The following is an 18,609-nucleotide window of genomic DNA, read 5'->3' on the forward strand; positions in this document are numbered from 1 at the left end:
CTGCAATTTTATGATGACAGCGCCATGACAGGGGGCGGCATCCTTTGTGCAGCACTCCGGCCTCTTTCCAAGGAGCACCCCTATGGCCCACGCCTTCGCGAGTACCACTGCCGCTGCCCGTCACCTCGATCTGGACACCCCGGCCATCCGCCAGGCCCGCATCGATCTCGCCGCCTGCTTCCGCATGGCTGCCCGCCTGGGCCTGGGCGAGGGGATCTGCAATCACTTCTCCTTCGTGGTGCCCGGCCACGACGAGCTGTTCCTGGTCAATCCCTATGGCCTGGCCTTCGCCGAGGTCACCGCATCCTCGCTGCTGATCTGCGACTTCGACGGTGGCGTGGTCATGGGCGAGGGCGCCCCCGAGGCCACCGCCTTCCATATCCACGCCCAGCTGCACCGCCTCAATCCGGAGGCACGGGCCGCCTTCCATACCCATATGCCCAATGCCACGGCGCTCTGTCTGCTGGAGGGCGAGCCCTTCGTCTGGGCCGGGCAGACCGCGCTGAAATTCTATGACCGTCTGAGCGTGGACGAGGACTACAACGGCCTGGCGCTGGACGCCACGGAAGGCGAACGCATCGCCCGGGCGGCGGGGGACGCGGCGGTGGTCATGCTGAAGAATCACGGACCCCTGGTACTGGGGCCGAGCATCGCCGAGGCCTGGGACGACCTCTACTACCTGGAGCGCGCCGCCGAGGTGCAACTCAAGGCCATGGCCAGCGGCCGGCCGCTGAAGCCGGTGGCACCGGCCATCGCGCACGCCGCCTGCCAGCAGATGCTGCAGGGCAACGCCGACAGCGCGCGGCTGCACCTGGACAGCGTGAAGCGCCAGCTGCTGCGGCTGGAGCCGGATTACCGGGACTGAGTGGGGCGGTCAGCCGCCGTGGCTGCGGCGCTGGGGCACGGCCTGCACCTGCGGAGCGGACAGCTCAAGCGCGGCGGCCGCGACCACGGGCAGCTGGGCATCCAGCTGCTCGACCAGGCGCTCGCGCAACTGGCGCTTGATGATGCGACTCATGTCGAGCTGGCCATGATGATCCAGGGCCAGAAAGCCCTGCTGGAGGATCTCGATGGACAGGGACGGGACCTCGGCGCCCAGCGGGCAGACATCGAAGGCGAGCGACTGAGCGTGGGCTGACGGCATCCTGGTGATCATGGCTGTCCCTCCTGGACCAGAGCCCCATCATGCCAGGCCCGGCGGAGAGCGCTGGAGTGGCAAAACGCGGACCCGTGGACTGTTGCGCATTTTGTCGGCGCGAAAAAAAGCCCGGGATCCTCCCGGGCTAAAAGCGCAGATGTCAGCTTCTACGATGCCTTTCGGCATGGAAGAGAGCTTGCCACCGCCCGGCTTATGGCTGGCTTAACGTCGCTAGCGGATCAGCGAGGCCAGCAGGGCCATGCAGGCGATGGCGGTAAAGATCAGCAGGAGGTGCAGCAGGGAGAGCTTGTCCATGAGCGAGGGCACGGGTAGCGACGCGGAGGGCCGATGATAGCAAAGAGACATCACGGCACGCCTGACCTGCTCGCGACTCAGCTCCTTTGCAGCATCGCCTGGATCCGCCGCTCCAGCGTATCCAGGGTGAAGGGCTTGGTCAGCACCCGCATGCCGGTTTCGAGATGGGCGTCGTCGATGACCTGGCTTTCCGCATAACCGGTGATGAACAGCACCGGCAGCTCCGGTCGCAGTCCGCGCAGGGCGTCGGCCAGCTGGCGGCCGTTGAGGGCGCCGGGCAGGCCGACATCGGTGATCAGCAGGTCCAGCGGGCTATCGGGCGAGAGCAGGGCCAGAGCGGTGGCGGCATCGGCCGCCTCCAGTACCCGGTAGCCCTGGGCGAGCATGACTTCCACCAGCAGCGTACGGATGGTGGGTTCGTCGTCGACCACCAGGATGGTCTCGCCGTGGCCTGGGGCGTGAGGCTCCGGTTCGGCCGGCAAGGCGCTGTCGGCCAGCGGCGCCAGGTGATGACGCGGCAGATAGAGGTGTACCCAGGTACCGGCGCCGGGCGCGGAGTCGATGCGGATCTCGCCACCCGACTGCAGCACGAAGCCATGCACCATGGACAGTCCCAGGCCGGTGCCCTGGCCAATGGGCTTGGTGGTGAAGAAGGGATCGAATACCCGGGCGAGGACCTCGTCGCTCATGCCGCTCCCGGTATCGCCCACGCTCAGGCGCACGAAGTCGCCCACGGGCAGGGCCTGGCGCTCGGCCTGGGTCGCGTCCAGGCGCTCGTTGCTCAGGACGATACGGATGCGCCCGCCGTCGGGCATGGCGTCGCGGGCGTTTAGGCAGAGGTTGAGCAGGGCGTTTTCCAGCTGCAGGCCGTCGATATGGGTCAGCCAGAGCCGGGGATCGGCTTCGCGCTCCAGGGCGATCTGCGGACCTATGCTGCGCTGGATCAGGTCTTCCAGGCCGATGACCAGTTGCTCCAGCGCCACCGGTTGCGGATCCAGGGTCTGGCGCCGGGAAAAGGCCAGCAGCCGGTGGGTCAGGGCGGCGGCGCGCTGGGCGGCGCTGCGGGCGGTGCCGGTGTAGCGCTCGAGGTCCTGCAGCCGGCCCTGGCGCAGGCGCAGGTCGAGCATCTCCAGCGAGCCGAGGATGCCGGTCAGCAGGTTGTTGAAGTCATGGGCGATGCCGCCGGTGAGCTGGCCGACGGCCTCCATCTTCTGCGACTGGCGCAGGGCTTCTTCCATCAGCCGGATGCGCTCCTGCTCGTTGAGGCGCTCGGTGACGTCGTAGGCGAACTGATAGGCGCCGATGCGCTGGCCGTCGGCATCGAGCAGCGGGCTGAATTGCAGTTCGTAGTGGCGCTGCAGCGGTGCCTCGCCGACCGAGACGATCTCGTTGAAGGCTTCGCCGGTAAAGGCGCGCTGCCACTGCGCGGACAGCCGTTCGCTGATCTCCGGGCGACTGTCCAGGGCCGAGCGGTAGGACGCCCCCAACTGCGGGCGGACGCCAAAGACCTGTTCGAAGAGGTCGGCGCCGGAGCCATTGACCGCCAGCCAGCGGAAATCGAAGTCCAGTACATGGATCATTGCACTGGCGGCGTCCACCACCTTGGCCAGAATGCGGTTGGCGGCCAGGGCGGCCTGCACCCGTTCTTCGAGGGTTTCGTTGAGTTGCCGCAGGGCGATTTCGGCGCGCTTGCGCGCGGTGATGTCCTGGAACAGCACCGCGACCTGGCGGCGGCTGGCCGGCTCGATGCGAAAGGCGGCCAGCTCCAGGTAGCGCCCGGTGGCCACCAGTTCCTGTTCGAAGCGGATGGCTTCGCCGGTGCGCAGCACGTGCCCATAGCGGTCGAGCCAGGCCTGAGCCTCGTCGCCGACCATGTCGCGCAGCTTCTGGCCCACCACATTGGGGATACCGGCATGGGCCGCATAGGCCGGATTGGCCTCGATGTGGATGTAGTCGCTCAAGGGGCCGTGGGGCCCGTCGAGGAATTCGATGATGCAGAAGCCCTCGTCCATGGCGTTGAACAGGAACTGGTAGCGTTCGCTGGTCAGGGTCGCGCTGTTTTCCGCAGGCACGGCGCGGGCATCGAGCTGCTGGCGCAGCTGCTGATTGCGTTGCTCCAGCTCGGCAAGGCGCGCCAGCAGGGAAGGGATGTCGGCGACAGGCACGGCAGGCTCGGCGAGAAGAGATGAGACGACGGCTTCGCCTCAAAGACCGGCATTAGACGGCTTGGGGCGAAAAAGTGCCGGGCGCGTCACAGATTCTTTGAGGTAGGGTTCAGGGGCCGGTCAGAGAGGCTGAGGTGAGCGCGAAGACCGAGTCGGGTGGCCAGGGACTAGCTACTTGAGAGATGTCTGACCACTCTGCTTTGGGTGGATTGACACCTGCCAAAGTCACTCATACGATGTCATATGAATATCTGGTAACAGCTTTCCAACGACCCCGGTTCACGCCGGTCAATAACAACAAGTCAGGAAGCCTATTCGATGACTATCCAGGTCACTCCCGAGACGGAGTCCGCCCTGCGGCCGCAGGACACGCCCGTCGCCGCTACCCCGCAAGTCTCCCGCTTCACCCGCTACCGCTGGCTGATCTGCGCCCTGCTGTTCATCGCCATCGGCATCAACTACATCGACCGCCAGATGATCGGCATCCTCAAGCCCACGCTGCAGGCGGACCTGGGCTGGACGGAGACCGACTACGCCAAGATCGTGTTCTGGTTCCAGTGCGCCTACGCCATCGGCTTCCTGACCTTTGGCCGCATCATCGACAAGGTCGGGGTGCGCATCGGCTACGCCCTGGCCTTCACCATCTGGACCATCGCCAGCATCGGTCACGGCATCGCTCATACCGTCACCCACTTCGTGCTGGTGCGCTTCACCCTCGGCTTCGGCGAGTCCGGCAGCTTTCCGGCCAGCCTCAAGGCGGTCTCGGAATGGTTTCCGCAAAAGGAACGCGCCCAGGCCACCGGGCTGTTCAACGCCGGCACCGCCATGGGCCCTATCATCACACCTTTGCTGGTGCCGGCCATCACCCTGGCCTGGGGCTGGCGCGCGGCCTTCATCTCCATCGGTCTGGTCACCGCCCTGTGGCTGATCGCCTGGCTGCTGATCTATCGCCGCCCCCACGAACACCCCAAGGTGAGTCGCGAAGAGCTGGCCTACATCCAGGCCGACGATGGCTCCCCGGTATCGGCCAAGCCGGCCGTCGCGGTCAAGATCTCCTGGTTCAAGCTGCTGACCTTCCGCGAGACCTGGGCCTATGCCGCCGGCAAGTTCCTCACCGATCCGATCTGGTGGCTGTACCTGTTCTGGCTGCCGGACTTCCTCGGCAAGACCTACGGCCTGAATCTGAAATCCTTCGGTCCGCCGCTGATCGCCATCTATATCCTGGCCGACATCGGCTCGGTGATGGGCGGCTGGGGCTCCTCCAAGCAGATGAAGCTCGGCCGCAGCGCCAACCTGGCGCGCAAGACCACCATGCTGCTCTGCGCCCTGGCGGTCGTGCCCATCGTCACCGCCCAGTTCGTCTCCAGCCTGTGGCTGGTGGTGGGCATCATCGGTCTCGCCGCCGCGGCCCACCAGGCGTGGTCGGCCAACCTGATGACCCTGCCGTCGGACCTCTTCCCCAAGGAAGCCGTGGCCTCGGTGATCGGCATCGGCGGTACCGCCGGCGCCATCGGCGGCATGCTGATGACCACCTACAACGGCTACATCCTGGAGATCTTCAAGTCCTACCAGCCGATCTTCATCGTCGCCGGCAGTGCCTACCTGGTGGCCATCGTGGTCATCCATGTGCTCACGCCGCGGCTCAAGCCGGTACCGCTGGAGCGCATCTCGGTGGGCTGACCGCGGGTCGCTGACAAGCAAGCCGCCGGGTCATCCCCGGCGGCTTTTTGCATGCCGCGGGCTGTCCGGATCGCGCAGGGGGCTGTCCTGCTCGCGAGCGCAGCGGACCGGCGGGGCGCTCAGACTCGGGGACCCAGTCCTGGAGTCCCCCATGCTCAAGCAACCCCAGACCAAGTACCGCGCCTTTGCCGTGCCCCCGTTGCCCGACCGCCAATGGCCGGGCCGTCAGCTGACCCAGGCACCGCGCTGGTGCTCCACCGACCTGCGCGATGGCAACCAGGCGCTGATCGAGCCCATGGGGCTGGAGCGCAAGCGGCGCTTCTTCGCCCTGTTGCTGGCGATCGGCTACCGGGAAATCGAGGTGGCCTTTCCGGCGGCGTCCCAGACCGATTTCGATTTCGTGCGTGAACTGGTCACCGCGGACGGACTGCCGGACGATCTCTGGCTGCAGGTGATGACGCCGGCGCGCAGCGAGCTGATCGAGCGCACCTTCGCGGCCCTGGAGGGCGTCCCCCGCGCCATCGTGCACCTCTACAACGCCACTGCGCCGCTGTTTCGCCGGGTGGTGTTCGACCAGGATCGCGCCGCCACCCTGGCCATGGCGGTGGCCGGTACCCAGCGCGTGCGCGCCCTGTGCGACGCCCAGCCGGAGACGGCCTGGACCTATCAGTATTCGCCCGAGACCTTCTGCTTCACCGAAGCCGACTTCGCCCTGGAGATCTGCCAGGCGGTGCGCGAGGCCTGGCAGCCCTCGGCGGAGCGCCCGCTGATCCTCAATCTGCCGGCGACGGTGGAAGTGGCCACGCCCAATGTCTATGCCGACCAGATCGAGGGCTTCATCCGCGGCCTGGGTCCGGCGCCCCATGTGACCATCAGCGTCCATCCGCACAACGACCGCGGCACCGGCGTCGCCTGCGCCGAACTGGCCCAGCTGGCCGGGGCCACGCGGGTGGAGGGCTGTCTGTTCGGCAACGGCGAACGCACCGGCAACGTCGATCTGGTGACCCTGGCGCTGAATCTCTACAGCCAGGGCATCACGCCGGGCATCGACTTCTCCCGCCTGGAAGAGGTGGCCAGCGTGGTGGAGGCCTGCAACCAGCTGACCATCCATCCGCGCCATCCCTATGGCGGTCGCCTGGCCCTGGCCGCCTACCCAGCGCAGGCCGCGCCGCTGGGGATCATAGATCCGGCCGATCTGGGCCGGGTGGCGGGCTAGGGGCGGGGGGCAACTCCGTCTGGCCGCGATAGGCCGAGGGCGACACCCCCAACACCTGGCGGAAGCGGGTGGCGAAGGCACTGGGGCTGGCATAGCCATGGTCCAGGGCGACGTCGACGATGGCGTGGCCGGCGGCCAGCGAGGTCAGGCTGGAATCCAGCCGCGCCCGCTGCAGCCACTGGCCGAAGGTCAGGCCGGTTTCCTTGAGGAACAGCCGGCTCAGGGTGCGTTCGCTGACCGCCAGCCGCGCGGCGGCGCGGGTCAGCGTCCAGCGCTCGCCCGGGTGCTGGCGCAGGTGGCGGCAGAGTGCGGCGAGGGTGGCATCCACCGGCCAGGGCAGGTGCAGGCCGGCGGTGGGCGAGCCCTGCAGCTCGTCGAGCATCAGCTGCAGGATAGAGCGGGCACGCCCCTCGGCCGGTCGATCGGCAGGCAGGGGCAGGGCGGCCAGGATGAGTTCGCGCAGGAGCGGCGAGACGGCGATCAGCTGGCAGCGCGTCGGCAACTCGGCGCGCGCCTGGGGATCGACGAACAGGGTGCGCACCTCGACCCGGCCCAGCAGGTGCAGATCGTGCTCTTCGTCGGCGGGTACCCAGACGCCGCGCCCGGGCGGCACCACCCAGCGCCCCTGGGCGGTGTTGACGATGACGATGCCGCAGAGGGCGTGAATCAGCTGCGCCTGGCGATGACGATGGGGCGGCACCCGCTCGCCATGGGCATAGTCCTGGGCCACGGCGTGCAGGCCATTGCACGAGCTGAAGTCGAGGTACATGGCCGTCAGGACGGCGCGCGGCCGGCCAGCCACTTGCCCAGCAGGGCATCCAGCTGCCGCTGCTCGGCCTCGCTGAGGGTGGCCAGGGCGCGGCGTTCGTTGTCGACGTGGGCGGCCATCAGGCCGTCGATCAGGGCGAAGCCGTCCGTGGTGAGGGCCACCAGGGTGCTGCGGCGATCCTCGGGATTTTTGCGCCGCTCGATCAGCCCGGCGCGCTCCAGGCGGTCGAGGCGATTGGTCATGCCGCCCGAGGAGATCATGGCCGATTCATAGAGCACCGTCGGACTCAGGGCATAGGGCTCGCCGGCGCGCCTCAGGGTGGCCAGGACGTCGAATTCGCCATAGTGCAGCCGGTGTTCGTCGAAGAAGGGCTGCAGGACGTCGCGATTGAGCACCTGGGCCATCTCGCCCAGGCGACCGACCAGGCGCATGGGCAGGGCATCAAGGTCGGGGCGCTCGCGGTGCCACTGGTCCACGGCGAATTCGGCGCGATCGGCCATCCGGCTTACCTCGGAAATATATCTTGATGTTAAGATACTTCTCATCAAGAGAAATATCGCGTCACTCTGGAGATTGTCCATGCTTTCCGTGTCACCTTCATCCCCGAACACGCCCGCACCGCGCCAGGATGCCTTCCTGGCCGTGTTGCTGGTGCTGCTGGTCGGCGTGAACCTCAGACCCATCCTGGCCGCCATCGGTCCGCTGCTGGATGGCATCCAGGCCGCCACCGGCCTGGAAGGCAGTGGCGCCGGGGCGCTGACCACCCTGCCCATCGCCGCCATGGGCCTCTGCGCCCTGGGCGGCGCCCGTCTGCAGGCCTGGCTCGGCGAACGCCGTGGCATCGCCCTCGGCCTGCTGCTGCTGGCCCTGGCCAATGCGCTGCGCTGGGAAGAGCCGAGCGGCCTGGGGCTGATCCTCACCGCCGGGCTGGGCGGCGTTGGCATCGCCCTGGTCCAGGCGCTGATCCCCGCCTATATCCGCCGCTGCCATCCGCAGCGCACCAGTACCCTCATGGGCCTCTACACCACCGGCATCATGGGCGGCGCGGCCGTGGCGGCGGCCACCGCCGCGCCCCTGGCCGAGCAGTGGGGCTGGGCCCAGGGCCTGGCGCTCTGGACCCTGCCGGTGCTGCTGGCGCTCGGCACCTGGCTGGCCCTGGCCCGTCCGGATGCGCCGGCGCAGGACGCGGCAACCCGCGCGCAACCCTGGCGGCAGCGCCAGGGCTGGCTGCTGCTGGCCTTCTTCGGCATCGGGACCGCGGCCTACACCCTGGTGCTGGCCTGGCTGCCGCCGTACTACACCGGCCTCGGCTGGCAACCGGCCGACAGCGGCCTGCTGCTGGGCGGGGTGAGTCTGGCCGAGGTCAGCGCCGGTCTCCTGCTGTCGGCGACCATCGCCCGCCTGCGCAATCGCCGGCCGCTGGTGCTGGGGGTGCTCGGCGTGGTGCTGGTGGGGCTGCTGTGCCTGGCGCTGGCGCCGCTGCAGCTGGCGGTGCCCACCGCCATCCTGCTCGGCCTGGGCATCGGCGCGCTGTTTCCGCTGTCGCTGATCCTGGCGATGGACAAGGTGCGCGATCTCGCCGACGCCGGCGCGCTGCTTGGCTTCGTCCAGGGCGGTGGCTACCTGATCGCCAGCCTGGCGCCGCTGGCCGCCGGCATCCTGCGCGACCATCTGGACAGCCTGGCCAACGCCTGGCTGCTGATGGCCATGGGCGTGGTGCTGCTGATGGGCCTCGGCCTGCGCCTGACCCGCCCGGAGCGCCCGGTGGTGGCGCGCGGCTACCAGCGGGCCTAGCTGTTTGAACCTAGCCGGCGCGCGGCAGGCGCAACTCCACGCAGAAGCCGCCCCGGGGGCGATTGCTGAAGGTCAGGGCACCGCCCAGGCGGCGGGTGATGGTCTCGACGATGGCCAGCCCCAGCCCGGCACCCTGGGGGTTGCCGGCGCTGTAGAAGCGATCGCACAACCGCGCCAGCTCGGACTCGTCCACCCCGGGGCCGCGATCTTTCACCCGCAGCAGGACGCCCTGGTCCTGGCTGGCCTCGATGCCGACTTCCACCGCGCTGCCGGCGGGGGCGAAGGCCAGGGCGTTGGTGACCAGATTCTGCAGGGCGATGGCGATGGCGTCCGGATCGCCGAGCACCGGCGGTCCGGCCTGGGCCGCCAGCACCAGCTCCACCTGCTGCCTGAGCGCCAGCGGCGTCAATTCCGCCAGCTCTTCGCGTATCAGGGGCTCCAGGGCCAGCGGCTGGACCAGGGTGGCACCGGGTTCCAGTCGCGCCAGGGTCAGCAACTGGCTGGCCAGGCGGGTGGCCCGGCTGACGCCCTGGCGCAGATAGCCCAGGGCTTCGTCGCGCTCCGCGGCCGTCTCGGCGCGCTGGGCGTTCTGCGCATGCAGGTCGAGGATCGCCAGGGGCGTGCGCAATTCATGGGCGGCGTCGGCGATGAAGCGCCGCTCGCGATCGAGCAGGGCGCGCAACTGGGCGAGCTGGTGATCCAGGGCGCCGCGCATGGGTTGCAACTCCGGCGGCAGCGGGCCGGTCGGCAGCGGCGCCAGGCTGTGGGGATCGCGCTCGCGCAGTCCGCGGGCGAAATCCTGCAACGGTCGCAGGCCCCAACCCAGCAGCAGCCAGAGCACCCCGACCAGCAGCGGCAGGCCCACCAGCGTCGGCCAGAGGGTATGGCTGACGATGCGCTGGATCAGGTCCTGGCGCAGGTCCTCGCGCTCGCCGACCCAGATGCGCAGGCCGCCATCGGCGGTACGCACCAGCATCCCGCACCATTCGCGCCCGTTCTCGAACACCTCGTGCAGGCCCTCCGGCGGCACCTCGGTCAGCCGCGGCGCATTGCCGGAGCGGGCCAGCAGCCGGCCATCGGCGGTCCAGACCTGGAAGGTCAGCTGATTCTCGTAGGGGTGCGCCGGCACGCTGCCGGGAACGGGTTGCATGGCCCGATCGAATACCCGGATCAGCTCCGGCCAACGATCCGCCGCCGGCGTGCCGGCCTGCAGCAGGCCTTCCAGCAGGCGCGCGCCCTGGACCAGCTGGGCGTCGTAGATGCCCTCGATCTCGCGATGGCTGTCGCGCAGCGCCAGCAGAGCCAGGGCCAGACTGCCAGCCAGCACCAGGGCCAGGGTGGGGGCGAGGATGCGGGTGCGGATGGCGATCATGGCTGACGCTCCAGCAGATAGCCCACCCCGCGCACGGTGCGGATCAGGCCGCTGTCGAGCTTCTTGCGCAGGTTGTGGATGAGCACTTCCAGGGTGTTGCCCGAGGCGGCTTCCTGCCAGCCATACAGGGTATTGCTCAGGCGCTCGCGGGTGATGACGGCGCCCGGCCGCAACAGCAGCTGGTGCAGCAGCTGGTATTCCATGGGCGTCACCACCACCTCGGCGCCGCGGTAGTGCACCACCTGGCTGGCCGGGTCGAGGCTGATGCCGGCGTGCTCCAGCAGTGGTTGCGCGCGGCCACAGCTGCGGCGGATCAGGGCGCGCAGGCGCGCCTTGAGTTCGTCCAGGTCGCAGGGCTTGACCAGGTAGTCGTCGGCGCCGGCATCCAGGCCCTGGATGCGATCGGCCTTGGCGTCGCGGGAGGTGAGCACCAGCACCGGCACCTGGCCGTCGGGCTGGCTGCGCAGGCGGCGCAGCAGGTCGAGGCCGTCGAGGCGCGGCAGGCCCAGGTCCAGCAGCACCAGATCGAAGCGTTCGGCGGCCAGGGCGTGCTCGGCGGCCAGGCCGTCGGCCACCCAGTCCAGGGTATAGCCCTCGCCGCGCAGGGCCATGCGGATGCCCTGGGCCAGGGCCGCATCGTCTTCCACCAGCAGTACCCGCACGACCGCCTTCCTCTCGTTTTGATGGCTCTAGCCCGCCATCATCGCTGGCGTCCTGGCGCAGCGGCAGGGGCAACTGTTACCGGGCGTTGCATCCTAAGACTGCATTAAGCTTCGCCGTCGAGTCTGGTCACTCCCACCACGAGGAGTGTCGCCATGCGCCGCCTGTTGCTGCCGTTGCTGTTCGCAAGTCCCCTGGCCCTCGCCGCCGAACCCCAGTGCACCCAGGCGGACAAGTCCACCTGGCAGGACGCCGAGAAATTCCAGGCGCAGCTGCGTGACCAGGGCTACGAGATCAAGAAGTTCAAGATCACCAAGGGCAACTGCTACGAGATCTACGGCTTCGACAAGGACAGGCGCAAGGTCGAGATCTATCACGATCCGGTGAGCGGCAAGGCGGTCAAGAGCGAGATCGGCAGCTGATGAGCGCGGCGACCGTGCGGCTCTGGGATCCCCTGGTGCGGCTGTTCCACCTGTCGGTCGCCGCTGCCTTCTTCGCCAACTATTTCTTCAACGAGAAGGGCGCCTTCTGGCACCGCTGGATCGGCTACTACGCCAGCGCCTGGTTGCTGGTGCGCCTGGTCTGGGGTTTCGTCGGCCCGCGCAGCGCGCGCTGGAGCGACTGCTGGCCGACCCGCGCGCGGCTGGGCGCCCATCTGCGCGATCTCTGGCAGGGGCGGCCCCATCATCGTCTCGGCCATTCGCCGCTGGGCGCCCTGGTGATGCTGCTGATGATGGCCGCCATCGGCGGCCTGGGCGTCACCGGCTTCCTCATGCGCGAGGTGGATGCCCTCTGGGCCGCCGACTGGCCCGAGGACCTGCACGCCTGCTTCGCCAACGGCCTGCTGGCGCTGGTCTGCCTGCATGCCGTGGCCGCCGTGGTGGAAAGTCTGAGGGTGGGCGACAACCTGCCGTTGTCGATGCTGACCGGTCGCCGTCGTCCGCTCGACGACCGGTCCACGCCCGATTAGGCGCAGTGCCCGTCGAGGGTACCCGGCGGATCCACCTGCACCGTCACGTGCTGCAGGCCATGGCGACTGCGCAGCAGCTCGCCCACCAGGGTCGGCAGACGCAGGGGATCGCTGCCCGGCGCCGGGGTGATGTGCAGGGTGGCGATGCGGGTTTCATCGGTCAGCGTCCAGACGTGCAGATGGCCCACCTCGGCCACCTCCGGCAGGGCGCGGACCGCCGCCGTGGCACCGGCCGTGTCGAATTCCCGCGGCGCCGCCTGCAAGAGCACCGCGCCGGCATCGCGCACCAGGGTCCAGGCCGATTTGACGATCAGCAGGGCGACCAGGATCGACAGCGCCGGATCCAGCCAGGTCCAGCCGGTCCAGAGGATGCCCAGGGCGGCGACGATGGCGCCCACCGAACCCAGCAGGTCGCCGGCCACATGCAGCAGGGCGCCGCGCAGGTTGCTGTCGTCCTTGTGCCCGCCGTTGAGCACCACGAAGCCGACGATATTGACCACCAGGCCGATCACCGCCACCGCCAGCATGGGGCCGGACAGCACCTCGGTCGGCTCGCGCAGCCGCATGATGGCTTCCCAGCCGATCCACAGGACCAAGAGCAGCAGGGCGACGCCATTGGTCAGGGCGGCGAGGATGCGCACCCGGTGGAAGCCATAGGTGAAGCGCGCATTGGCCGCCTTGGCCGCCACCCGGTAGGCCACCAGCGCCAGCAGCAGCGCCGCGGCATCCGAGACCATGTGGCCGGAATCGGCGATCAGCGCCAGGGAGCCGGACCACCAGCCGCCCACGGCCTGGACGATGGCGTAGCCAAAGGTGAGGGCGAAGACCAGCTTGAGCTTGCGCTCGTTGTCGGCGGTCACCCGCGGGGCGTGGGAATGACCATGGCCATGGCCATGGTCGTGGCCATGCTGATGATCGTGGTCGTGGTCGTGGTCGTGGTCGTGGTCATGATCGTGGTGAGAGGTGCAGCCACTCATCTACAGGTCTCCGGAGCATTGAGGAGGCAGTGGGCACGGGCCCTTCGCTGACGATCCTGAAGCCTGAAGTGACTTCAGGGTCAAGCGGATCGGGCAGTCAGCTGACCCCTTGGTCATCTGTTACCGGGCATGAGTTGCTAAGACTTCATTAAGGTTCGCCCCTCAGGGTAGCGGCTCCCTGTCGCCGGAGCCCGCTCATGATCGCCTTCCCCAGTCTCCCTTCGCGCGGGCGCCGGGCGCCCTGATGCTGCTCGCTGCCTTCTCCCGCCCCCGCGCTTCGGGCTGGCGACCCTGGCGCAATCTGCTGCTCCTGAGCAGTCTGAGTTGCCTGCTGTTGCTGGCCGACGACTTCCTGCAGCAAGGCTTCACGCCAAACAACCGCGCCGAGTTGGAAGCGGGCTATGTGGCCGCGCTCTGGGTGTTCAGCCTGGCGCTCTGGCTGAGCAATCTGCCGCGCCTAGCGGCGTTCATCCTGCTGGGGTTCGCCCTGATGCAGCTGCTGCAGCTGGGCAACCTGAGTTTCTTCGGCGAGCCGCTCAGCGCCATCGACATCCAGGCCCTGCTGGGCGACACCGCGGAGGTGCGCCAGACGCTGTGGCTCAGTCTGCCCGAACACTGGCCGGTGCTGCTGTGCGTGGGGCTGCCCTATGGACTGCTGATCGCCCTGCATCTCCAGCTGCCCGGCCGGGTGCCGCTGCCGGCCAGTCGCTGGGCGCTGATCCTGATCGCCGCGGTGCTGCTGTCCAAACCCTATCGCGCCACCTATCGCAACCTCGATGCCTTCGTGCCCAGCCCCGCGCGCAGCGGGCTGCACAACAGCCTCAACGCCTTTTCCGCCTGGGCGGTGCGCCTGGCCGGGCGTGACGACGTCGTCCTGCCGCCCACCGCCTATGCGCCCTATGGACTGGCCCCGGTGCCCAGCAGCGCGCGGCACGTCTGGCTGGTGGTGGCCGATTCCCTGCGCAGCGATCGCCTGGGCGCCTTTGGCTATGCGCGCGATACCACGCCACAGCTGTCGGCCTATCTGGCGGCCAATCCCCAGACGCTGATCCGCCCCGGCGTGGCGGCAGGGGTGGCCACCGATGTGAGCCTGCCCTACCTGCTCAATCCGATCCGCGAACCGGGCCAGGACGGGCGCCTGCGCAGCGGCGAGATCAACCTGTTTCGCTTCGCCCAGGCCGCCGGCTTTCGCACCCACTGGCTGTCGTCCCAGGAGTCCAAGTTGCTGGCGCACCTGGGCAGTCGCTACCTGGACGTCGCCATCACCCGCGAGGACCATCCGCTGCGCTTCCTGCAACGCCAGGACCGTGCCCTGCTGGAGATCCTCGACGAACAGCGGTGGGCGCCGCGCAACTTCGTGGTGCTCAACCTGCGCACCGCGCACCTGCCCTATGCGCAGAACTATCGCCACGAGCGCACCCCGGCGCCCTGGCCGGATAGCGGGGCCGAGGGCCAGGCCAATGCCTACGATAATTCCCTGCACTATCTCGACGGCCTGCTCGCCGAGATCCTCGCCGACTTCGACCGCCTGGACGGCGAGCGCTATCTGATCATCACCGGCGACCATGGCCAGCGGCTGGGGGAGGGCGGTCACTGGGGGCACAACGACCTGGTGCCCGAGGTCAGCGACGTGCCGGTGATCGTGGTGGCGCGGGAGGCCCCGGCAGAGGCCCTGGCCGAGCTGCAGGGCGAGCGCTGGATCAGCCACTACGAGGCCGGCAGCTGGCTGGCGCAGCGGCTGGGGACCCGTATCGACAATCCCAATCGCCGCCCCGACGAGTACTTCGTCCATGGCAAGCTGCTGTTCAGCGACAATTTCGTGCAGCGTGTCTGCGAATCGCCCTCCGGCCTGGTGCACCAGCCGCCGCAGCAGCTGAGCACCTTGCTGCTGGATACCTCGTCAGCGCCCTGCGGTTAGCGCCGCGGCCGTCTTACCCTTGGCTCCGGGGCGCCGCTACACTGCCGGCGCCTCTTCATCTCAGTCGCAGGATCCCGTCATGCCTTCCGCTTCCTCTGTCTCCCGCTATGCGCGCAGCGCCCGGCTGCTGCACTGGCTCATGGCCCTGCTGGTATTGCTGGCCTATGTGCTGATCCTCAACCGCGGGCAGTTCGAGCGGGGCTCGCTGGAGCGCCAGTGGGTGACGCTCAGCCATTTCTGGGTGGGCCTGCTGGTCCTGGCGCTGGTCTTGCCGCGGCTGCTGGTACGCCACCGCCATCCGGTACCGCCGATCACGCCGCCGCTGACGCGAAGCCTGGAGACCATCGGCCGACTGACCCACTACGCGCTCTATGCCTTTCTGCTGGCCCAGCCGCTGCTCGGGCTGTTCACCGTCTGGCTGACCATCGGCGCGGTCAAGATCCCGTCCAGCACCTGGGCGCTGCCTTCGCCCTTCCCGGTGGACCCGGCACTGGCGAAGACGCTCAAGGGCGTGCACCTCTGGCTCGGCAAGGCCTTCTACTGGGTGATCGGCCTGCACCTGCTGGCCGCGCTCTGGCATCACCTGGTGCGCAAGGACGACACCTTGAAGCGCATGCTTTAACGCGGTTCGAGGGCGATGATGCGGTCGCGACCGCCTTCGGCCAGCAGATAGCCGTCGCCCCGCGGCAGCAAGGCCTGGGGCGCGCGCAGGAAGGTCAGAATGGCGCGCGGGGCCGACTGGCGATCCCAGAGCAGCAGACGGGCGCGGTGGGTCGAGTCTTCGCTGATCCACAGGCCGCGGCGGTCGCAGAGCAGAAAGCTCGGCTCGCGCAGATCGCGCAGCGCCGGCGGATCCCGGCCATCGTCGCTCAGCTGGCGCACCAGGCCGCGGGATTTCTCGGTATAGAAGGCACTGCCGTCCGGGCAGCGGGTAAAGGACTCCGCCTCGTCCAGGTGGTCGCGCAGCACGGTCAGGCTGCCATCGGCGGCGTCGTAGCGCAGCAGGCGGCCGGCCCCCTTGCGGTCTTCCACGGCATAGAGCCGCTTGCCTTCGGCCCAGAGCCCCTGGGCGTTGATACCGGTGAAGAGATCGCGACTGCCGGCGGCGTCGAACCAGCGGATGGGATGGGTGCCGCCTTCCTGGCTGTAGGCGAAGCCGTCCTGGTAGGGCACCAGGCCGTCGGGCTTGTACAGCCCCTCGCTGAGCACGCTGCGCCGGCCCTGGGCATCGATGCGCAGCAGGCGGCCCTTGCCATCCTTGAGTTCTTCCGCGGTGAGCAGGGCATCGCCCTGCCAGGCCAGAGCGCTGGCCTTGGCGATGTCGGCATGGGCCACTTCGTAGCGCCAGCCGGGAGCGGCCTGGGCCGGCCAGAAGCGCTGCCAGGCGAGAAAGCCCAATGCGGCCAGCAGCAGGGCGGCCAGGACGAGGAGGGCGCTACGCCAGAGGCGAGCCATCAGCTGGCAACGGCGGCCAGGTGTTCATGCAGGATGGCCGCGCCGATCACGATCAGCACCACGCCACCGAGCATCTCCGCGCGCTTGCCGACCAGGTTGCCCATCACCCGGCCCAGCATCACCCCGGTGGTGACCATGATCATGGTGGCGAGGCCGATGGCCAGGGCGGCGGTGATGATGTTGACGTCGATGAAGGCCAGGCCCACGCCCACGGCAAGGGCATCGATGCTCGTGGCCACGGCGGTCAGGGCCAGCAGCATGAAGGAATGCTGGCGGGGCTTTTCTTCCTCGGCCTCGGGCGCGCCGAAGCCGGCCCAGATCATGCGCAGGCCGAGCACGGTGAGCAGGGTGAAGGCGATCCAGTGATCCCAGGGCTGGACGTACTGGGCGGCGGTGAGGCCGACGGCCCAGCCGATTACCGGGGTGATGGCTTCGATGACGCCAAAGATGGCGCCGGTGCGCAGGGCTTCGCGCAGGCAGGGCTTGTGCAGGCTGGCACCCTTGCCGACCGCGGCGGCGAAGGCATCGGTGGACATGGCGAAGGCCAGAAACATCAGGGAAGCGGGGTTCATCGTGACAGCGCCGGCCGGGCTCGATCCACAAGACATCCCCGCACGCCCGGCGTGGCGCGGTGATGCCTCTGGTCTCGCCAACCCTGACTGGCTGTCCTGACCACGGCGGTTGCCGAGTATGTTGATCAGGACGCTTTCCACCGCGGTGGAAGCAGGCTACTCCCCAAAGAGGCCGCCACCTTACCCATCCGGATAGAGAAAGTCTATCTTGTAGATAGTTCTAATATATATAGCCTTGGCTAAATCTTCTGCCGTCGAGTCCTCCAAAAGCGACGGTGAATGCTCTGCAGGGCGCGCTCTTGCTGGATTGGGGGCTCGGCACAGGATGCTGTGAGAGACGACTAGCGGCTACCGGTGCCCTGCGCGGACGTCGCCCATGGATGCCCGGAGGTCGCTTGCTCCCGCCGAGCAGGGCGGGAAGCGTGCCCTCACTGGTCGCGAGGCCGAGCGCCAGCCCGTCGCCCATGATGGCGCTCTGCCGTCCCCGTTTCGTCATGCCGCTGACACTTAATTGTCACATTTCGGCAATAGCCTAGCGCCAGCCCTCACTAGGTAATGGAGCCACCATGAAACGCACGTTCAGCCTCTCTCTGTTGTTGTCGGCCTTTTGCCTGAGCACCGCCGCTCACGCCGTGGATGTCACGGGCGCCGGCTCGAGCTTCGTCTTCCCCGTTCTGTCGAAGTGGTCGCAAGGCTTCAGCGAGAAGACTGGCAACCGTATCAACTACCAGTCCATCGGCTCCGGCGGCGGCATCGCCCAGATCAAGGCCGGCACCGTGGACTTCGGCGCCACCGACGCCCCCATGAGCACCGACGACCTGCAGAAGGGCGGTCTGGGCCAGTTCCCGACCATCATCGGCGGCATCGTGCCGGTGATCAACGTGGATGGCATCGAGCCCGGCAAGCTGAAGCTCGACGGCCCGACCATGGCCAAGATCTTCATGGGCGAGATCAAGACCTGGAACGACCCGGCCATCGCCGCGCTGAACCCCGGCATGAAGCTGCCCGAGGGCGCCATCACCGTGGTGCGTCGTTCCGACGGCTCGGGCACCTCCTACAACTTCACCAACTACCTGGCCAAGGTCAGCCCGGAGTGGAAGGAGAAGTACAACTTCGGCACCACCGTCAACTGGCCGGTCGGTGTGGGTGGCAAGGGTAACGAGGGTATCGCCGCCTACGTGAAGCAGATCAAGGGCTCCATCGGCTACGTCGAGTACGCCTATGCGCTGACCAACAAGATGACCCATGTGCAGCTGAAGAACGCCGCCGGCAACTTCGTGCAGCCCGAAGCCAAGAGCTTCCAGGCCGCCGCCGCCACCGCCGACTGGAAGAGCGCCAAGGACTTCAACCTGCTGATGACCAACGCCCCGGGCGCCGACGCCTGGCCGATCACCGCCACCACCTGGATCGTGATGTACAAGGAACCCAAGAACGAAGAGCGCAGCAAGGTCGCCTTCGACTTCTTCAAGTGGTCCCTGGAGCATGGCCAGAAGGATGCCGCGGCCCTGGATTACGTCCCGGTCCCGGACACCCTGGTCAAGCAGATCGAAGGCTACTGGGCGTCCGACTTCAAGAAGTAAGCACGCCTGTCCCGCCGCCTGGATCCCC

At 68.2% G+C, this 18,609-nt stretch carries 19 protein-coding genes and 1 riboswitch; of the genes, 9 read left to right on the forward strand and 10 right to left on the reverse strand.

Features of this window, described 5'->3' with window-relative positions:
- Positions 1-82: 82 nt before the first annotated feature.
- Positions 83-865 carry an aldolase gene (locus OXS31_RS17840; protein ID WP_267401068.1) on the forward strand — a complete coding sequence of 261 codons (783 nt, stop codon included), beginning with the start codon at positions 83-85 and terminating at the stop codon, positions 863-865.
- 9 nt (positions 866-874) lie between these two features.
- Here the strand turns inward: OXS31_RS17840 and OXS31_RS17845 are convergent, their stop codons facing one another.
- The 3 genes from OXS31_RS17845 to OXS31_RS17855 form a co-directional block, all read right to left on the reverse strand.
- Entirely contained in the window at positions 875-1,156 is a 282-nt protein-coding gene (locus tag OXS31_RS17845) for a hypothetical protein (RefSeq protein WP_181084956.1), read from the reverse strand.
- Between the two features lie 213 nt (positions 1,157-1,369).
- Complete coding sequence (locus OXS31_RS17850; RefSeq protein ID WP_256204021.1) at positions 1,370-1,504, reverse strand: hypothetical protein; 135 nt, start codon at positions 1,502-1,504, stop codon at positions 1,370-1,372.
- Between the two features lie 26 nt (positions 1,505-1,530).
- On the reverse strand, positions 1,531-3,618 hold the full coding sequence (locus OXS31_RS17855; RefSeq protein ID WP_267401096.1) for a PAS domain-containing protein: 2,088 nt from the start codon (positions 3,616-3,618) through the stop codon (positions 1,531-1,533).
- Positions 3,619-3,936: 318 nt separating this feature from the next.
- Here OXS31_RS17855 and OXS31_RS17860 point away from each other — a divergent pair, with 318 nt between their 5' ends.
- Both OXS31_RS17860 and OXS31_RS17865 read left to right on the forward strand, forming a co-directional pair.
- A complete protein-coding gene (locus OXS31_RS17860) occupies positions 3,937-5,298 on the forward strand; it encodes an MFS transporter (RefSeq protein WP_081875226.1) in 1,362 nt (453 codons plus the stop codon).
- A 151-nt stretch (positions 5,299-5,449) separates the two neighbouring features.
- Entirely contained in the window at positions 5,450-6,514 is a 1,065-nt protein-coding gene (locus OXS31_RS17865) for a 2-isopropylmalate synthase (RefSeq protein WP_108582451.1), read from the forward strand.
- Here OXS31_RS17865 and OXS31_RS17870 read toward each other — a convergent pair.
- Together OXS31_RS17870 and OXS31_RS17875 are read right to left on the reverse strand one after the other, a co-directional pair.
- On the reverse strand, positions 6,477-7,283 hold the full coding sequence (locus OXS31_RS17870) for a helix-turn-helix transcriptional regulator (RefSeq protein WP_267401111.1): 807 nt from the start codon (positions 7,281-7,283) through the stop codon (positions 6,477-6,479). The genes OXS31_RS17865 and OXS31_RS17870 overlap by 38 nt on opposite strands.
- Before the next feature lie 5 nt (positions 7,284-7,288).
- Entirely contained in the window at positions 7,289-7,783 is a 495-nt protein-coding gene (locus tag OXS31_RS17875; protein WP_042137007.1) for a MarR family transcriptional regulator, read from the reverse strand.
- 79 nt (positions 7,784-7,862) lie between these two features.
- On the opposite strand from OXS31_RS17875, the gene OXS31_RS17880 reads away from it, so the two are divergent.
- Positions 7,863-9,077: an MFS transporter gene (locus OXS31_RS17880; protein WP_267401116.1), complete on the forward strand. Its 1,215-nt coding sequence runs from the start codon at positions 7,863-7,865 to the stop codon at positions 9,075-9,077.
- 10 nt (positions 9,078-9,087) lie between these two features.
- Here the strand turns inward: OXS31_RS17880 and OXS31_RS17885 are convergent, their stop codons facing one another.
- Entirely contained in the window at positions 9,088-10,449 is a 1,362-nt protein-coding gene (locus OXS31_RS17885; RefSeq protein ID WP_267401118.1) for an ATP-binding protein, read from the reverse strand.
- Positions 10,446-11,111 (reverse strand): response regulator, encoded by a 666-nt coding sequence (locus tag OXS31_RS17890; protein WP_042137013.1) that lies wholly within the window; start codon positions 11,109-11,111, stop codon positions 10,446-10,448. Before OXS31_RS17890 ends, OXS31_RS17885 begins: the two co-directional genes overlap by 4 nt.
- A gap of 153 nt (positions 11,112-11,264) precedes the next feature.
- On the opposite strand from OXS31_RS17890, the gene OXS31_RS17895 reads away from it, so the two are divergent.
- A complete protein-coding gene (locus tag OXS31_RS17895) occupies positions 11,265-11,531 on the forward strand; it encodes a PepSY domain-containing protein (RefSeq protein ID WP_042137015.1) in 267 nt (88 codons plus the stop codon).
- Positions 11,531-12,079 carry a cytochrome b/b6 domain-containing protein gene (locus OXS31_RS17900; protein ID WP_267401123.1) on the forward strand — a complete coding sequence of 183 codons (549 nt, stop codon included), beginning with the start codon at positions 11,531-11,533 and terminating at the stop codon, positions 12,077-12,079. The genes OXS31_RS17895 and OXS31_RS17900 overlap by 1 nt, the downstream gene beginning before the upstream one ends.
- Here the strand turns inward: OXS31_RS17900 and OXS31_RS17905 are convergent.
- A complete protein-coding gene (locus OXS31_RS17905) occupies positions 12,076-13,056 on the reverse strand; it encodes a cation diffusion facilitator family transporter (RefSeq protein WP_267401126.1) in 981 nt (326 codons plus the stop codon). The genes OXS31_RS17900 and OXS31_RS17905 overlap by 4 nt on opposite strands.
- 244 nt (positions 13,057-13,300) lie before the next feature.
- On the opposite strand from OXS31_RS17905, the gene OXS31_RS17910 reads away from it, so the two are divergent.
- Both OXS31_RS17910 and OXS31_RS17915 read left to right on the forward strand, forming a co-directional pair.
- Complete coding sequence (locus tag OXS31_RS17910; RefSeq protein WP_027600126.1) at positions 13,301-14,974, forward strand: phosphoethanolamine transferase; 1,674 nt, start codon at positions 13,301-13,303, stop codon at positions 14,972-14,974.
- Between the two features lie 79 nt (positions 14,975-15,053).
- On the forward strand, positions 15,054-15,596 hold the full coding sequence (locus tag OXS31_RS17915; protein WP_027600127.1) for a cytochrome b/b6 domain-containing protein: 543 nt from the start codon (positions 15,054-15,056) through the stop codon (positions 15,594-15,596).
- On the opposite strand, the gene OXS31_RS17920 is transcribed toward OXS31_RS17915, so the two are convergent.
- Together OXS31_RS17920 and mntP are read right to left on the reverse strand one after the other, a co-directional pair.
- Positions 15,593-16,429 (reverse strand): hypothetical protein, encoded by an 837-nt coding sequence (locus OXS31_RS17920; RefSeq protein WP_027600893.1) that lies wholly within the window; start codon positions 16,427-16,429, stop codon positions 15,593-15,595. The genes OXS31_RS17915 and OXS31_RS17920 overlap by 4 nt on opposite strands.
- Positions 16,429-17,001: a manganese efflux pump MntP gene (mntP, locus tag OXS31_RS17925; RefSeq protein WP_007160734.1), complete on the reverse strand. Its 573-nt coding sequence runs from the start codon at positions 16,999-17,001 to the stop codon at positions 16,429-16,431. Before mntP ends, OXS31_RS17920 begins: the two co-directional genes overlap by 1 nt.
- A 5-nt stretch (positions 17,002-17,006) precedes the next feature.
- Positions 17,007-17,173, reverse strand: a riboswitch (yybP-ykoY riboswitch).
- A gap of 394 nt (positions 17,174-17,567) precedes the next feature.
- Between mntP and pstS the strand changes: the two genes are divergently transcribed.
- Entirely contained in the window at positions 17,568-18,581 is a 1,014-nt protein-coding gene (gene pstS, locus OXS31_RS17930) for a phosphate ABC transporter substrate-binding protein PstS (RefSeq protein ID WP_027600129.1), read from the forward strand.
- The last annotated feature ends 28 nt before the right edge of the window (positions 18,582-18,609 follow it).

The sequence above is a fragment of the Pseudomonas sp. GM_Psu_1 genome (genome assembly GCF_026544185.1).
GTDB classification, from domain to species: Bacteria; Pseudomonadota; Gammaproteobacteria; order Pseudomonadales; family Pseudomonadaceae; genus Chryseomonas; species Chryseomonas oryzihabitans.

What these genes read in the sequence shown, in the direction of transcription:
- OXS31_RS17840 (WP_267401068.1), top strand. Translation starts at nt 83, where the DNA reads ATGGCCCACGCCTTCGCGAGTACCACTGCCGCTGCCCGTCACCTCGAT.
- OXS31_RS17845 (WP_181084956.1), bottom strand. Translation starts at nt 1,156, where the DNA reads ATGATCACCAGGATGCCGTCAGCCCACGCTCAGTCGCTCGCCTTCGAT.
- OXS31_RS17850 (WP_256204021.1), bottom strand. Translation starts at nt 1,504, where the DNA reads ATGTCTCTTTGCTATCATCGGCCCTCCGCGTCGCTACCCGTGCCCTCG.
- OXS31_RS17860 (WP_081875226.1), top strand. Translation starts at nt 3,937, where the DNA reads ATGACTATCCAGGTCACTCCCGAGACGGAGTCCGCCCTGCGGCCGCAG.
- OXS31_RS17865 (WP_108582451.1), top strand. Translation starts at nt 5,450, where the DNA reads ATGCTCAAGCAACCCCAGACCAAGTACCGCGCCTTTGCCGTGCCCCCG.
- OXS31_RS17870 (WP_267401111.1), bottom strand. Translation starts at nt 7,283, where the DNA reads ATGTACCTCGACTTCAGCTCGTGCAATGGCCTGCACGCCGTGGCCCAG.
- OXS31_RS17875 (WP_042137007.1), bottom strand. Translation starts at nt 7,783, where the DNA reads ATGGCCGATCGCGCCGAATTCGCCGTGGACCAGTGGCACCGCGAGCGC.
- OXS31_RS17880 (WP_267401116.1), top strand. Translation starts at nt 7,863, where the DNA reads ATGCTTTCCGTGTCACCTTCATCCCCGAACACGCCCGCACCGCGCCAG.
- OXS31_RS17885 (WP_267401118.1), bottom strand. Translation starts at nt 10,449, where the DNA reads ATGATCGCCATCCGCACCCGCATCCTCGCCCCCACCCTGGCCCTGGTG.
- OXS31_RS17895 (WP_042137015.1), top strand. Translation starts at nt 11,265, where the DNA reads ATGCGCCGCCTGTTGCTGCCGTTGCTGTTCGCAAGTCCCCTGGCCCTC.
- OXS31_RS17900 (WP_267401123.1), top strand. Translation starts at nt 11,531, where the DNA reads ATGAGCGCGGCGACCGTGCGGCTCTGGGATCCCCTGGTGCGGCTGTTC.
- OXS31_RS17905 (WP_267401126.1), bottom strand. Translation starts at nt 13,056, where the DNA reads ATGAGTGGCTGCACCTCTCACCACGATCATGACCACGACCACGACCAC.
- OXS31_RS17910 (WP_027600126.1), top strand. Translation starts at nt 13,301, where the DNA reads ATGCTGCTCGCTGCCTTCTCCCGCCCCCGCGCTTCGGGCTGGCGACCC.
- OXS31_RS17915 (WP_027600127.1), top strand. Translation starts at nt 15,054, where the DNA reads ATGCCTTCCGCTTCCTCTGTCTCCCGCTATGCGCGCAGCGCCCGGCTG.
- OXS31_RS17920 (WP_027600893.1), bottom strand. Translation starts at nt 16,429, where the DNA reads ATGGCTCGCCTCTGGCGTAGCGCCCTCCTCGTCCTGGCCGCCCTGCTG.
- mntP (WP_007160734.1), bottom strand. Translation starts at nt 17,001, where the DNA reads ATGAACCCCGCTTCCCTGATGTTTCTGGCCTTCGCCATGTCCACCGAT.
- pstS (WP_027600129.1), top strand. Translation starts at nt 17,568, where the DNA reads ATGAAACGCACGTTCAGCCTCTCTCTGTTGTTGTCGGCCTTTTGCCTG.